This is a genomic window from Pseudomonas sp. WJP1 (assembly GCF_028471945.1).
Taxonomy (GTDB): Bacteria; Pseudomonadota; Gammaproteobacteria; order Pseudomonadales; family Pseudomonadaceae; genus Aquipseudomonas.
Genome location: NZ_CP110128.1, coordinates 4,741,936 through 4,755,763 on the forward strand (window position 1 = coordinate 4,741,936; position 13,828 = coordinate 4,755,763).

Consider the following 13,828-nt stretch of genomic DNA (forward strand, 5'->3'; position numbering starts at 1 on the left):
CCGTAAAATATCCACGACGCACTGTTCACATAGATCGGCGTCAATGTAATCGAGTCACGGGAGCCCCCATGCTGGGAACTGTAACGGAGCTGGATCTGCGCCTGATCCGGGTATTTCTCACGGTGGTCGAAGCCGGCGGGATTTCGGCGGCGCAAACCGCCCTCAACACCACGCAACCGACCATCAGCGCACAGTTGGCGACGCTGGAGGCCCGGGTGGGTTTCCGCCTGTGCGAACGCGGTCGCGGCGGATTTTCCGTGACACCCAAGGGCGGTCAGTTCGTCGAGGCTGCGCGCCGGTTACTGGCCGCCGCCGAGGGTTTCAGGGTTGAGGTGCAGCACATCAACCGCAAGGTCTCGGGCAACATCAACGTCGGCCTGCTGGGGCAGATCGACCCGGTGGCGAACACCAAGATCGGTTTGGCCATTGCCCGTCTGAGGGCGCGGCACGAGGGCTTGTACTTTCACTTCACCGAACTGTCGTCGTCGCTTCTGGAAGAAAAAATCATCAACGGCCATATCGATCTGGCGATCGGTTATTTCTGGCATCGCTTGCCCAACATCGACTACTTCCCGTTGTTCCAGGAAACCCAGATCGCCTACTGCGCGCCGTCACACCCGCTGTTCGGGCAGGTGGGTGCGCTGACCCGCGAGGATGTCAGCCACCATGACTGGGTCTGGCCGAGCCACCCCTTGCCGGAAATGCCGGCGCCGACCTCGATCGAACGCCTGACCGTGCTCACCGACAGCATGGACGGGGCCGCCCTGCTGATCCTGTCCGGCCAACACCTGGGCTTCCTGCCGCAGCATTATGCAGCTCGGCATGAACAGCTGGGGCAGTTGCATCCGCTCAATCCGCAGTTGCTGCGCTACGAGGTGGGATTTCATGCGGCGGTTAGGCATTCGGCGCGGCAGCGGGACCTGGTCAGTGCGTTTCTCAATGAGCTGATCGATATCTTCAGCGCCCCCTGACAAATGCCCCTTGTGGGAGCGAGCCTGCTCGCGATGGACGTTAACGATAACGCAGGGAACCAGATGCCCAGCGGTGCTTTGAAGTCCATCGCGAGCAGGCTCGCTCCTACAAGGGGGGGCTGTGGTGTTCTCAGAAGCGGATTTCAGCTGCCGGGATAACGTCGATCCGCGCCACCGAACCGCTCAGGTCGGCCCAATCCCTGTTGTGTTCGGCAATGATGTCTTCGGCCCTGGTATTGCCATTGTCGACGGTGGAATGCGCGTCGGCGGCCAGCACCACGTCGTAGCCCAGTTGGTGCGCCTGGCGCAGGGTTGCATTCACGCAGTAATCGGTTTGCAGGCCACAGATGACCAGGCGTTCGATGTCCTGCACCGGCACCAGCTTCTGCAGGTTGGTCTGGTAGAACGAATCGCCGGTGGTTTTACGTACGCGATGATCGGCGGGTGCAGTGTGCAGCCCTTCAGCCAGTTGCCAGCCTGGAGCGCCGTGCTTCAACAGGTCGCCCTCTTCCTCGTGCTGGATCAGCACCACCGCAACGCCGGCTTTTCTCGCCCGGGCACTGAGGCCATTGATCGTTTCGATGACGCGCTGGATCTCGAAGCACTCGTACTCGCCGGAGCACAGGGCCTGCTGAACGTCGATGATTAACAGTGCGGTGGTCATGATCCCTTCCTTGATGAGTTGAAAAATCGGGGCGCGTGGGGCCCCCATTCAAACACAATCGTCAGTAACCCAGCGACAACCCGGTATTACGCCGTGGATCGTTGGCCCCATAGAATCGATTCTAGCCCACCGGTTTGCCCTCCAGCGACGGTGCGCCCACCAGGATCGCCGCCAGGTGGTTGGCATCCTAGGGACCTGCAAACTTGTGACCCCAGCTTTCGAGGATCTTCACCGTATCGGGACTTGTGGTGAAGGTCTCCAGGTTGGTTTCCTCCGGCAGGCATTGCTGGTGGAAACGTGGTGCATCGACCGCTTCCTGGATGTTCATGCCGTAGTCGATCACGTTAAGCAGGGGCAGCAGGGTCGGGATTGCGTATTGCGCCTCCCCGGCGAGGCAGTATGCTTAACACCTGTTCAGCAATTCGGCGATGCGTGCGGCATGACCTACACCTACATCACCCTGGCGTCCCCGGTCGGCGAGCTGAAGCTGGTGGCCAACGATTCACGTCTGGCGGCCATCCTCTGGGAAAACGACAAGCCGGGCCGGGTGCGCCTCGGCCCGATGCACGAAGCGCCGGACAACCCGGTCCTGCTGCGCACCGCGCAACAGCTGCGCGAATACTTCGCCGGCACACGCCAGACTTTCGAGCTCGACCTGGATTTTTCCGGGACCGACTTCCAGAAAAAGGTCTGGATGGCCTTGCTCACCATTCCCTTCGGCCAGACCCGCAGCTACAGCCAGATCGCCGAGCAGATCGGCAACCCGAGCGCGGTGCGGGCGGTGGGCGCGGCGAATGGCAGGAATCCGATTTCGATCATCGCGCCCTGTCATCGGGTGATCGGGGCGTCGGGGCAATTGACCGGGTTTGCCGGGGGGCTGGAGGCGAAGGAATTGCTGCTGACCCTGGAAGGCGGGCGTTGGCCCGGCACAGCGCGTTTGCCTGGCTTCTAACCCCTGTAGGAGCGAGCCTGCTCGCGATGGACGTCAACGATAACGCGCCCTGTCTGAATGACCGTTGCCCAGAAGCTTTTCGCGAGCAGGCTCGCTCCCACAGGGGAAACAGCGAGCCATTTCCTCAAGCAAGCTGGGCCTTGTATTCCTTTTCATACTGAGTCGCCAGCGACTCTTTCTGCTTGTCGTCAAGCAACTTGCCGGCCATCTGGAAGAACTTCTGCTCTTCTTCCTCGAGATGGTGATGAACCTTCTCCGACAGCTTCTTCGCGGTCGCAAGCCAGCCCGGGCTGGACATCTCGGAGCCGTCCAGTTCTTCCATCATTTCATCCATCTCGTGATGCTCGGCGATCGCGTGGCGGCTGAGGTCGACGCCATTGTCGAATTCCATCAGCGGGATGTAGAAATGCCGTTCTTCAGCGGTTTCGTGAGCCTGCAGTTCCGACTTGAGCTGCTTGTACGCGTCGACGCGCTCAGGGGTATCGCCGCTGGTGCGGATCAGGGCTTTGGCGTAGGTACGCTGGCGCTCGTGGCTTTCGCGCAAGGCTTCGAAAATATTCACGGAATGTCCTCATCGGTCGCACTCGGGAATGGCGCGTCACAACAAGTGACCTCTGCGCGTTGGCGACGGTTCCGCGTGCTGAGGGTAATGGATCAATCGCGGCAACCGCGATAGGCTGCCGATTCACTGCCATAAGGACGTAGCCATGAACCTGCGAATAGAGTTTTCGCCCACCCCCACGGAAGAAGAGCGCCTGGCCATCCTGCTGCCGCTGCGCGCCTACAACGCCTCGAAGGCCGACGGCGCGGTACCCGAGCATATTGCCCTGCTGGTACGCGACGAAAACGATGTGATCCTCGGCGGCCTCTACGCCAGGTTGTTTTACCAGTGGATGTTCATCGACCTGCTGTCGGTGCCGGAGCAGGCCCGGGGACAGGGCATGGGCACGAAGCTGATGCAGATGGCCGAAGACCTGGCACGGGAGAGGAAGTGCGTCGGACTGTGGCTCGATACCTTTGAATTCCAGGCACCGGAGTTCTACCGCAAATGCGGTTACAGCGAGATCGGCCACATCACCGACTACCCGCCGGGGTACAAGCACTTCTTCTTCCAGAAGCGCCTGAATTACTGATCACAGCCCCATCCCCGTAGGAGCCAGGCTTGCCGGCGAAGGCGATTTTGAGGACGCCTTCGCCGGCAAGCCTGGCTCCTACGGGGGCTATGCATCAGGCCATACGATCAGAGGCAGGTGGCCAGTGCCGCCAGGCGACGTTTGGCGACAAAGTCGTCCTGCTGCGCGTAGTAACTCAACACGGTGCCCGAGGCATCGGTGGTCACGTCGACAAAGGATTCCGCCGAGCGGGTGTAGACGGTGGTGCCACCCTTTTCTCCCGGTTCCAGGTACGCGGCAGCGTCAACGCCGAACACCCCTTCGTCCTGCCAGGAAAATTGCACGCACTGGGCGACGTCCTTGGCCGGCTTGTCGGAGTTCAAGGTCTTGTACGGGGCCTTGGTACGAGCATCGTTCATCGCCGAGCCCGCGCATCCCGCCAGCAAGGTGACGGCCAGCGCCACCATCAGAATTCGCATTGCATTCACTCATCAGGAAAAAGCGGACTGTATCACCGTGGCAGCGCGTATCGTTCTGCTTTACTTCATTTAACCCGCGACATCGCGTGACGATTCGCGCACCCTGTCGCGCCAATCGTGCTGTATCGCTATTTTCACTGGAAGCCCCATGACACCCAACGCCGAGTTTTACAAACCGACCACTGAATATGCCGACAAGCTGATCAGCCAGATCGGTCAGACACCTTCCTGGATCGCCAAGCGAATCGGCGTCACCGACAAGCGGATTCGCTACATCCTTGAGGGCGAAAGAACCGTCAAGGGCCAAACCACACCGATCCAGATGACCTATACCGAGCAGTTTGCCCTCGAGTGCCTGGCGGCAGCGGCCAAGGCCGGCAAGAAGCAATCTGCGTCATCCGTTCCCAAGGAGTGACCATGGCGGCACCCGAGCAGAAACACGAACAGGCACTGGCAAAGTTTCTCGACGAACGTCCCGAACTGCGCGACGAGCTCGACCACCTCAACCCGCTGCTGGCCCAGGCCAAGGGCGAAACCCTCGCGCAGTTTCGCGATGAGCGTTTGCACGAGGCCTTTGAAGCGGAGGCCGAGCGCCTGGGTTTGTTTGCCTGGGAGCTGACGCTGCAACTGACCGCCGCCACACCTGAGGACTATCAGGCCCAGCGCCTGGAAGTGCACCGGGAAGTCGCGGAAATGGCCGGCTTGGGCTGGCTGGAATATTGCGACCTGTACGGGATAGAACCGTAACCCTGCGCAAGGATCACTGAATCGATGCTGCCCAGCCCCTCGAAGACCCACGCCAGCCCCGGACACCTGCACACGCAGAAATGGCGCGGGCGCATCGGCCTGAGCCTGGTGGCGATGCTCTCGGTGCTGGCCGGCATGACCGACGCGATCGGCTTCATGGCCAGCGGCGATTTCGTCTCGTTCATGAGCGGCAACACCACGCGTATGGCCGTCGCCATCAGTGCCGGCGACCTGGGGTTGACCCTGCGCCTGGTGATCCTCATCGCCACCTTCATCGTTGGCAATGCGCTGGGTATTGTCGCCAGCCGCCTGGGCGGGCGCCGGTCACTGCCTTTGCTTTTGTGCATTGCCGCCCTGCTGTGCGCCGCCGCGGCCTGGCCCTATGACTCGCAACTGCCCGCCCTGCTGGCGGCCATCATCGCCATGGGCATGCTCAATGCCGCCGTGGAAGAGGTCAACGGCCTGCCGGTCGGCCTGACTTATGTCACCGGCGCCCTGTCGCGCTTCGGCCGCGGACTGGGTCGCTGGATGCTCGGCGAGCGGCGCAGTGGGTGGCGCGTGCAACTGATCCCCTGGACCGGCATGTTCGCCGGCGCGGTACTGGGCGCCGTACTGGAACATCATTTCGGGCTCAAGGCGCTGTTTGCCAGCGGGTTGCTGGCGGCTGCGCTGGGGGTGTTGTCGTTGAAGATTCCGCGGCGTTGGCAGTTGGGCTATATGCCGCGCTGATTTTTGTGCTGCCTGTCAGGCCGCCATCGCGAGCAGGCTCACTCCTACAGTTGTTTTGTGGTGGATTTCAATTTTGTATTCGACACAGATCCCCTGTAGGAGTGAGCCTGCTCGCGATGAGGCCCGCACAGGCGACATCGATTTAGCCCCAACGCCGATAAAGCTTTATCATGGCCGCAGTTTCGCTGATCGAGTCCGCCATGAAGTTCGCCATCGCCGTATTTTCCGCCGCCCATGCGCCCTCCTCGCGCCGCGCTTTGCTGTTCGCCCAGGCGCTGCTCGCCGGTGGGCATGAGATCGTCCGGCTGTTTTTCTACCAGGATGGCGTCTACAACGCGTCCAGCAGCGTGGTCACGCCCCAGGACGAGCTGGATGTGCCCAAACAATGGCGCACCTTCGTCGGCGAAAACCAGCTCGATGGCGTGGTGTGCATCGCCGCCGCCTTGCGCCGTGGGGTGTTGAACGAGGAAGAAGCCAAGCGCTACCAACGCGAGGCTGTCGCCGTCGGTGCGCCGTGGGAATTGTCCGGGCTCGGCCAGTTGCATGATGCGGTGCAAGACGCGGACCGCCTGATCTGCTTCGGAGGTGCGTGACATGGCCAAATCCTTGCTGATCATCAGCCGCCAGTCGCCGTGGTCCGGGCCGGGCGCGCGGGAAGCGCTGGACATCGTCCTGGCGGGCGGCGCCTTCGATCTGCCGATCGGCCTGCTGTTTCTCGACGACGGCGTGCTGCAACTCGCCTCGAACCAGCACGCCAAGGCCCTGCAACAAAAAGACCTGAGCGCCAACCTGCAGGCACTGCCGATGTTCGGCGTCGAAGAACTGTTTGTCTGTGCCGACAGCGCTGCCGAACGTGGCCTGGACCCTGGCGCCTTGTCGCTGGAGGAAGCCCGCGTATTGGCCGCCCACGAAATCACTGCGCTCATTGACCGTTACGACCAGGTGATCACCCTCTGATGTCGACTTTGCATGTGTTGTCTCATTCCCCGTTCGGCGACGACCGCCTGAACAGTTGCCTGCGAGTGATCGGTAACAACGACGCGCTGCTGCTGTGTGGCGACGCGGCCTATGCCCTGCAGCCAGGCACCGCACCTTTCACGGCGCTGAATGCCCGCGGTCTGCCGCTATACGTTCTGGCCGAAGATGCCCAGGCCCGGGCTATCGAGGTTCCGGACTGGGCAACGGCTGTCGATTATCCGGCCTTCGTCGAACTGTCGATCCACCACGACAAGGTCAACAGCTGGCTATGAATGTATTGACGGTCGGCGCGCGCGCCATCGAGCTGGACAAGGACGGTTTCCTGCTGGAGCTCAGTGACTGGTCGGCGGACGTCGCCAGTGCCCTGGCCGCCGCCGAAGACATCGAGTTGAGCCCCGAGCACTGGGAAATCCTCGAACTGCTGCGCAGCTTCTACGCTGAATTCCAGTTGTCGCCGGCCACCCGGCCGCTGATCAAGTACACCGCATTGAAACTCGGCCCGGACAAAGGCAACAGCCTGCACCTGAACCGACTGTTCAAAGGCACCCCTGCCAAACTCGCCGCGAAACTGGCGGGCCTGCCCAAACCGACGAATTGCTTATGACCGACTACCCAGCGTTGACCCTCGAAACGCCTGCCGAGCACCCGTTCGCCCAATTCGTGCGCATCCTCGGCAAAGGCAAGCGTGGCGCCCGCGACCTGACGCGTGAAGAAGCCCGCACCGCCATGGGCATGGTGCTCGACGACAAGGTCGAGGACACCCAGCTCGGCGCGTTCCTGATGCTGTTGCGCCACAAGGAAGAAAGCGCGCAGGAAATGGCAGGTTTTACCGAGGCCCTGCGCGAACGCTTAAAAGCGCCGGCACTGGCGGTCGACCTCGACTGGCCGACCTATGCCGGCAAGAAGCGCCATCTGCCTTGGTACCTGCTGGCGGCCAAGTGCCTGGCGCAGAACGGTGTGCGGGTGTTCATGCACGGCGGCGGCGCGCACACCGCCGGCCGGCTCTACAGCGAACAAATGCTCGATGAGCTGAACATCCCGTTGTGCCGCGACTGGCAGCAGGTGGGCGTGGCGCTGGACAATGGCGGCCTGGCCTTCATGCCGCTGGTGGACTGGGCGCCGCAACTGCAACGCATGATCGACCTGCGCAACACCCTTGGCCTGCGCTCGCCGATCCACTCGCTGGCGCGCATTCTCAACCCGCTGGGCGCCCGTTGCGGCCTGCAAAGCATTTTCCACCCCGGCTACCAGGCGGTGCATCGCGATGCCAGCGGACTGCTCGGCGACACCGCGATCGTGGTCAAGGGCGATGGCGGCGAGATCGAGATCAACCCCGACGCCGACAGCCACTTGTACGGCACCAGCGGCGGCGAGAGCTGGGATGAGGAGTGGCCGCAACTGTCGAGTCAGCGCCACGTCAAACCCGCCAGCCTAGAACCGGCGCATCTCAAGGCCGTATGGCGTGGCGAGGTGGTGGACAGCTACCCGCAAATGGCCCTGATCTCGACCATGGCCCTGGCGCTGCGCGGCCTCGGCCAGAACCGCGAGCAGGCGTTCGAGACCGCCCAGAAATTCTGGGATGCGCGGGACAAATCGATTTAGTCGATCATAACCCGGCAAACTTTGCGCTATTTTATCGAACCTATCAGCATAGACTCCTCTCCAACGCTTATCGGTTGAGGAGTCTCGGACATGGGTTTGTTAGTTGAAGGTCGCTGGCAGGACAAATGGTACGAAAGCAAGGACGGCACGTTCCAGCGCGAACAGGCGCAACGCCGCAACTGGGTCACCGCTGACGGCCAACCCGGCCCCAGTGGCATCGGTGGTTTTGCCGCCGAGCCTGGGCGCTATCACCTCTACGTGTCCCTCGCCTGTCCCTGGGCCCATCGCACGCTGATCCTGCGCAAACTCAAGGGCCTGGAAAGCCTGATCGATGTGTCGGTGGTCAGCTACCTGATGCTCGAGAACGGCTGGACATTCGACAAGTCCCACGGCTCCACCGGCGACAAACTCGACCACTTTGACTTCATGCACCAGCGCTACACCGCCGATACCGCCGACTACACCGGCCGCGTCACGGTGCCGGTGCTCTGGGACAAACAGCAAAAGCGCATCGTCAACAATGAGTCGGCGGAAATCATCCGCATGTTCAATGGTGCCTTCGATGAGCTGACCGGCAATGGCCTGGATTTCTATCCGCCACCGTTGCGCGGCGAAATCGATGCGCTGAACGAGCGGATCTATCCGGCAGTGAACAACGGCGTGTACCGCGCCGGGTTTGCCACCTCGCAATCCGCTTATGAAGAAGCCTTCGATGAACTGTTCGCGGAACTGGATCGGCTGGAGCAGCTGTTAAGCGCCAATCGCTACCTGACCGGCGAGTACCTGACTGAAGCGGACATTCGCCTGTTCACCACGCTGATTCGTTTCGACGCGGTGTATTTCGGTCACTTCAAGTGCAACCTGCGGCGCATTGCCGATTATCCGAACCTGTCGAACTGGCTGCGCGAAATTTACCAGTGGCCGGGGATTGCCGAGACGGTGGATTTCGAACACATCAAAAACCACTACTACGGCAGCCACAAGACCATCAACCCGACGGGGATTGTGCCCAAGGGGCCGCAGCAGGATTTCACCGCGGCCCATGATCGGGAGCGGTTGAGTGGGAAAGGGGTTTGGCGCAAGGCCTGAGATATTTGCAGGTTTTGAGGGCCCCATCGCCAGCAGGCTGGCTCCCACATTTGATCTGTGTCGTTTCACAAATCCCCTGTGGGAGCCAGCCTGCTGGCGATGGCTGCAACGCGGTGCTCAGACTTGTGATTGAGCCCCTTCAAACCACGCCAGTTTCTCGCGTAGTTGCACCACTTCACCCACGATCACCAGCGTCGGCGCATGCACTTCATGCTCCGCCACCAGCCGTGGCAGGTCCGCCAACGTGCCGGTGAACACCCGCTGATTGACCGTCGTGCCCTGCTGGATCAACGCCGCCGGGGTATCGGCGCCGCGACCATGCTTGATCAACTGCTCGCAGATGCTCGGCAAGCCCACCAACCCCATGTAGAACACCAGGGTCTGCGCCGGCGCGACCAGGTCGGCCCACGGCAGATCGGTGGAACCGTCCTTCAGGTGACCGGTAATGAACCGTACAGACTGCGCATAATCACGATGGGTCAGCGGTATCCCGGCATAGGCCGCGCAACCGCTGGCTGCAGTGATGCCCGGTACGACCTGGAACGGGATGCCATGGGCCGCCAGCTCTTCGATCTCTTCACCGCCACGGCCGAAGATGAACGGATCGCCGCCCTTCAACCGCACCACACGCTTGCCTTGCTTCGCCAGGTCGACCAACTGCTGGTTGATCTGGTCCTGCGGCACGGCGTGATCGGCGCGGCGCTTGCCGACGTAGACACGCTCGGCATCGCGCCGGCACAACTCGAGAATCGCCGGCGCCACCAGGCGGTCGTACAGCACCACATCGGCTTGCTGCATCAGGCGCAAGGCACGGAAGGTCAGCAGGTCGGGATCACCGGGACCGGCGCCCACCAGATACACCTCACCGGTGGCCACCGGCGCTTCTCCAGCGATTTTCGCCTGCAGTAAACGCTCGGCTTCACCGCCCTGCCCGGCCAGTTGCCGGTCGGCAATCGGGCCCTGGAACACGTCTTCCCAAAACGCGCGACGTTGCTGCACGTCCGGGAACAGCTTTTTCACCTGGTGACGGAAACCCGCCGCCAGGCCAGCCAGCTGACCGTAGGTCGAAGGAATCCAGGTTTCGATCTTGGCGCGGATCAAACGCGCCAGCACCGGCGCATCGCCACCGCTGGACACGGCAATGATCAGCGGCGAACGGTCGACGATGGCCGGGAAGATCACGCTGCACAAGGCCGGCGCGTCCACCACATTGACCGGCACACAACGCCGATGGGCATCAGCAGACACTTGGGCATTGAGCGCTTCGTCGTCGGTGGCGGCAATGATCAGCGCGCAACCGTCCAGATCCGCCTCGAGGTAACCGCGCGTCAGGCACTCGCCAGCGCTGGCGCTGACCAGTTCGCGCAGCTGCGTTTCGATTTCAGGTGCGACCACCCGCAGCAGCGCACCGGCATCGGCCAGCAGGCGGGATTTGCGCAAGGCAATTTCCCCCCCACCGACGACCAACACACGACTGCCGCGAAGGTTATGGAACAGCGGCAGATAGTTCATTTAGCCGATGACCTCAAGGCCACCCATGTACGGCTTGAGCACCTCAGGCACACGGATCGAACCGTCGGCCTGCTGGTAGTTCTCCAGCACCGCCACCAGGGTACGACCGACTGCCAGGCCGGAACCGTTCAGGGTGTGTACCAGTTCCGGCTTGCCGGTTTCCGGGTTGCGGAAACGCGCCTGCATGCGGCGGGCCTGGAAGTCGCCGCAGTTGGAGCACGACGAGATTTCGCGGTATTTGTCCTGGCTTGGAATCCACACTTCCAGGTCGTAGGTCTTGACCGCGCTGAAGCCCATGTCGCCGGTGCACAGGGCGATGGTGCGGAAAGGCAGTTCCAGCAGTTGCAGGACTTTCTCGGCGTTGGCGACCAGGCCTTCCAGCGAGTCCATCGAGGTCGACGGCTCGACGATCTGCACCATCTCGACCTTGTCGAACTGGTGCTGGCGGATCATGCCGCGGGTGTCGCGACCGGACGCACCGGCTTCACTGCGGAAGCACGGCGTGTGGGCAACGAACTTGATCGGCAGCAGTTTCGAATCGACGATTTCGCCGGCGACGATGTTGGTCAGCGACACTTCGGCGGTCGGGATCAGGTACAGGTCGGCTTCGCCTTCGCGCGCGATCTTGAACAGGTCTTCTTCGAATTTCGGCAACTGGCCGGTGCCTTGCAGCGCCGGGGCCTGGACCAGATAAGGCGTGTAGGCCTCTTCATAGCCGTGCTCGGTGACGTGCAGGTTGATCATGAACTGCGCCAGGGCGCGGTGCAGGCGGGCGATCGGCCCACGCAGCAACGCAAAGCGCGCGCCGGACAGCTTGGCGGCGGTTTCGAAATCCAGCCAGCCGAACTTTTCGCCCAGGGCGACGTGGTCCTGAACCGGGAATTCGAACGCGGTCGGCGTGCCCCAGCGGCGCACTTCGACGTTGCCGTCTTCGTCGTCGCCGATCGGCACCGATTCGTGCGGCAGGTTGGGAATGCCGAGCACGATCGAGTCCAGTTCGGTCTGGATCGCGTCCAGTTCGGTTTTACCGGCACTCAACTCGCCACCCATGCGCTCGACGTCCGCCATCAACGGCGCGATGTCTTCGCCGCGCTGCTTGGCCTGACCAATGGATTTGGAGCGCGCGTTACGTTCAGCCTGCAGGGCTTCGGTGCGGGTCTGGACGGTCTTGCGCTGTTCTTCCAGCGCTTCGATGCGCGCGACATCCAGGGTAAAGCCTCGGGATGCCAGGCGGTCCGCTACGTCCTGAAGGTTGCTACGTAACAGTTTGGAATCGAGCATGTCGGTCTCTCGTTATCAAAGTTTGGTCAAGGACAGGCCAGCCCAGGTGGCGAGCAGCCCGCCGAATACGCTGATGGCAGCATAGCCCAGGGCCAGCGGCACCTGCCCGCTTTCCAGCAGGCGCACCGTATCCAGTGAAAAAGATGAAAAAGTCGTCAGCCCTCCGAGGAAGCCGACGATCAACCCGGCGCGCACCTCGATCGGCACCTCCGGGCGTAGCAAAAACAGACCGTATAAAACGCCGATCAGCAAACAGCCGACGATATTAACGGCCAGCGTCGCGGTATAGAAGTGCCGCGGCCAATTAGCGTTGATCCAGTTGCCGGTGGCAAAGCGTAGCAAGGTACCGGCCACACCGCCGGCGGAAACAGCAAGGATCAAGGGAAGCACTATTTTCTCCGCTGCCGGGGGCTCAAACGGTCAAGTTTCGCCAGGTGATTGAGCTTTTCGCCAATCTTCAGCTCCAGGCCACGGGGCACCGGCTGATAGAACGGGATAGGGTCGAGTTCTTCCGGGAAATAGTCTTCCCCGGCGGCGTAGGCATCGGGTTCGTCGTGGGCATAACGGTATTCGTCACCGTAGCCGAGCTGTTTCATCAGCTTGGTCGGCGCGTTGCGCAGGTGCAGTGGCACTTCCAGCGAACCGTGTTCGGCGGCGGCACGCAGTGCGGTCTTGAAGCCCATGTACACCGCGTTGCTTTTCGGCGCGCAAGCCAGATACGTGATGGCCTGCGCCACCGCCAGCTCGCCTTCGGGGCTGCCGAGCCGCTCCTGCACTTCCCACGCCGCCAGGCACAGGCTCAGCGCACGCGGGTCGGCATTGCCGATGTCTTCGCTGGCCATGCGCACCACGCGCCGGGCCAGGTACAGCGGATCGCAACCGCCATCGATCATGCGCGCGAACCAGTACAACGCGCCGTCGGGGTTGGAGCCGCGCACGGACTTGTGCAGCGCGGAGATCTGGTCGTAGAAAGCTTCGCCACCTTTGTCGAAACGCCGACGGGTATCACCGAGCAGGCTTTGCAGCAGCTCGGTGCCGATCTCGCTGTTGTCTTCGGCCAGGTCCGAAGCGTTTTCCAGCAGATTGAGCAAGCGCCGGCCATCGCCATCGGCGGCCGACAGCAGCATCTGGAAGCCTTCGTCGCTGAGGGTCAGATTGCGCTTGCCCAGGCCACGCTCTTCGGTCAGCGCGCGGTGCACCAGTTTGCGCAACGCGCTTTCGTCGAGGCTTTTGAGCACATAGACCCGTGCACGGGACAGCAAGGCGTTGTTGAGTTCGAAGGAAGGGTTTTCCGTGGTCGCGCCGATGAAAATCAGCGTGCCGTCTTCGACATACGGCAGGAACGCATCCTGCTGGGATTTGTTGAAGCGATGCACTTCGTCGACGAACAGAATCGTCCGTCGGCCGTACTGGGCGGCCTGCTGCTTGGCGATTTCCACCGCCTGACGGATTTCCTTCACGCCGGCGAGCACCGCCGACACCGTTTCGAAATGCGCTTCCGAGACTTCCGCGAGCAACCGCGCCAGGGTGGTCTTGCCCACCCCCGGCGGTCCCCAGAAAATCATCGAATGCAGGGCACCCTGCTCCAGCGCTTCGCGCAAGGGCTTGCCGCGAGCGAGCACGTGTTCCTGACCGACATACTCGTCCAGGTTGGTCGCGCGCAAGCGGGCGGCCAGGGGCTGGGCGATCGGGGCACTGCGAAACAGGTCCAT

Annotated in this window: 19 protein-coding genes and 1 pseudogene; 12 read left to right on the plus strand and 8 right to left on the minus strand. The window is 62.2% G+C overall.

The window, feature by feature from the left end:
• Positions 1–68: 68 nt before the first annotated feature.
• Complete coding sequence (locus tag OH720_RS21280) at positions 69–971, plus strand: LysR family transcriptional regulator (RefSeq protein ID WP_272602811.1); 903 nt, start codon at positions 69–71, stop codon at positions 969–971.
• A gap of 130 nt (positions 972–1,101) precedes the next feature.
• Here OH720_RS21280 and OH720_RS21285 read toward each other — a convergent pair whose 3' ends face one another.
• Together OH720_RS21285 and OH720_RS21290 are read right to left on the minus strand one after the other, a co-directional pair.
• Positions 1,102–1,635, minus strand: coding sequence for a cysteine hydrolase family protein (locus OH720_RS21285; protein WP_272602812.1), 534 nt, complete (start codon positions 1,633–1,635; stop codon positions 1,102–1,104).
• Positions 1,636–1,756: 121 nt separating this feature from the next.
• Positions 1,757–2,002 (minus strand): annotated as a pseudogene (locus OH720_RS21290) (gamma-glutamyltransferase); the annotation flags it as partial.
• 72 nt (positions 2,003–2,074) lie between these two features.
• Between OH720_RS21290 and OH720_RS21295 the strand changes: the two are divergent.
• Entirely contained in the window at positions 2,075–2,587 is a 513-nt protein-coding gene (locus OH720_RS21295; protein ID WP_272602813.1) for a methylated-DNA--[protein]-cysteine S-methyltransferase, read from the plus strand.
• Between the two features lie 124 nt (positions 2,588–2,711).
• Here the strand turns inward: OH720_RS21295 and OH720_RS21300 are convergent, their stop codons facing one another.
• Positions 2,712–3,149 carry a hemerythrin domain-containing protein gene (locus tag OH720_RS21300; RefSeq protein ID WP_272602814.1) on the minus strand — a complete coding sequence of 146 codons (438 nt, stop codon included), beginning with the start codon at positions 3,147–3,149 and terminating at the stop codon, positions 2,712–2,714.
• Positions 3,150–3,294: 145 nt separating this feature from the next.
• Between OH720_RS21300 and OH720_RS21305 the strand changes: the two genes are divergently transcribed.
• On the plus strand, positions 3,295–3,720 hold the full coding sequence (locus OH720_RS21305) for a GNAT family N-acetyltransferase (protein WP_272602815.1): 426 nt from the start codon (positions 3,295–3,297) through the stop codon (positions 3,718–3,720).
• Positions 3,721–3,827: 107 nt separating this feature from the next.
• On the opposite strand, the gene OH720_RS21310 is transcribed toward OH720_RS21305, so the two are convergent.
• Positions 3,828–4,178, minus strand: a complete 351-nt coding sequence (locus OH720_RS21310; protein WP_180206880.1) for a hypothetical protein — start codon at positions 4,176–4,178, stop codon at positions 3,828–3,830.
• Between the two features lie 148 nt (positions 4,179–4,326).
• Between OH720_RS21310 and OH720_RS21315 the strand changes: the two genes are divergently transcribed.
• The 9 genes from OH720_RS21315 to OH720_RS21355 all read left to right on the plus strand — a co-directional run bounded on the left by OH720_RS21315 (position 4,327) and on the right by OH720_RS21355 (position 9,323).
• Entirely contained in the window at positions 4,327–4,593 is a 267-nt protein-coding gene (locus OH720_RS21315; protein WP_180206879.1) for a hypothetical protein, read from the plus strand.
• A 2-nt stretch (positions 4,594–4,595) separates the two neighbouring features.
• On the plus strand, positions 4,596–4,925 hold the full coding sequence (locus tag OH720_RS21320; protein ID WP_272602816.1) for a DUF6388 family protein: 330 nt from the start codon (positions 4,596–4,598) through the stop codon (positions 4,923–4,925).
• 24 nt (positions 4,926–4,949) lie between these two features.
• Positions 4,950–5,654, plus strand: a complete 705-nt coding sequence (locus OH720_RS21325; RefSeq protein ID WP_272602817.1) for a YoaK family protein — start codon at positions 4,950–4,952, stop codon at positions 5,652–5,654.
• Between the two features lie 200 nt (positions 5,655–5,854).
• Entirely contained in the window at positions 5,855–6,247 is a 393-nt protein-coding gene (gene tusD / locus OH720_RS21330) for a sulfurtransferase complex subunit TusD (protein ID WP_008062056.1), read from the plus strand.
• A 1-nt stretch (position 6,248) separates the two neighbouring features.
• Positions 6,249–6,611: a sulfurtransferase complex subunit TusC gene (tusC, locus tag OH720_RS21335; RefSeq protein WP_272602818.1), complete on the plus strand. Its 363-nt coding sequence runs from the start codon at positions 6,249–6,251 to the stop codon at positions 6,609–6,611.
• Positions 6,611–6,904, plus strand: a complete 294-nt coding sequence (gene tusB, locus OH720_RS21340) for a sulfurtransferase complex subunit TusB (RefSeq protein ID WP_008062050.1) — start codon at positions 6,611–6,613, stop codon at positions 6,902–6,904. The genes tusC and tusB overlap by 1 nt, the downstream gene beginning before the upstream one ends.
• The gene (locus OH720_RS21345) at positions 6,901–7,236 is read left to right on the plus strand and encodes a TusE/DsrC/DsvC family sulfur relay protein (RefSeq protein ID WP_008062047.1); all 336 of its coding nucleotides are present in this window, start codon (positions 6,901–6,903) and stop codon (positions 7,234–7,236) included. Before tusB ends, OH720_RS21345 begins: the two co-directional genes overlap by 4 nt.
• Complete coding sequence (locus tag OH720_RS21350) at positions 7,233–8,234, plus strand: glycosyl transferase family protein (protein ID WP_272602819.1); 1,002 nt, start codon at positions 7,233–7,235, stop codon at positions 8,232–8,234. The genes OH720_RS21345 and OH720_RS21350 overlap by 4 nt, the downstream gene beginning before the upstream one ends.
• Positions 8,235–8,324: 90 nt before the next feature.
• Positions 8,325–9,323 (plus strand): glutathione S-transferase family protein, encoded by a 999-nt coding sequence (locus OH720_RS21355; protein ID WP_272602820.1) that lies wholly within the window; start codon positions 8,325–8,327, stop codon positions 9,321–9,323.
• Positions 9,324–9,440: 117 nt separating this feature from the next.
• Here the strand turns inward: OH720_RS21355 and cysG are convergent, their stop codons facing one another.
• The 4 genes from cysG to OH720_RS21375 are packed head-to-tail and all read right to left on the minus strand — an operon-like array spanning position 9,441 to position 13,828.
• A complete protein-coding gene (gene cysG / locus OH720_RS21360) occupies positions 9,441–10,835 on the minus strand; it encodes a siroheme synthase CysG (protein WP_272602821.1) in 1,395 nt (464 codons plus the stop codon).
• Positions 10,836–12,116 carry a serine--tRNA ligase gene (serS, locus tag OH720_RS21365; protein WP_272602822.1) on the minus strand — a complete coding sequence of 427 codons (1,281 nt, stop codon included), beginning with the start codon at positions 12,114–12,116 and terminating at the stop codon, positions 10,836–10,838.
• A 15-nt stretch (positions 12,117–12,131) separates the two neighbouring features.
• Positions 12,132–12,506 (minus strand): fluoride efflux transporter CrcB, encoded by a 375-nt coding sequence (gene crcB / locus OH720_RS21370; protein ID WP_008062037.1) that lies wholly within the window; start codon positions 12,504–12,506, stop codon positions 12,132–12,134.
• Positions 12,506–13,828, minus strand: coding sequence for a replication-associated recombination protein A (locus tag OH720_RS21375; RefSeq protein WP_272602823.1), 1,323 nt, complete (start codon positions 13,826–13,828; stop codon positions 12,506–12,508). Before OH720_RS21375 ends, crcB begins: the two co-directional genes overlap by 1 nt.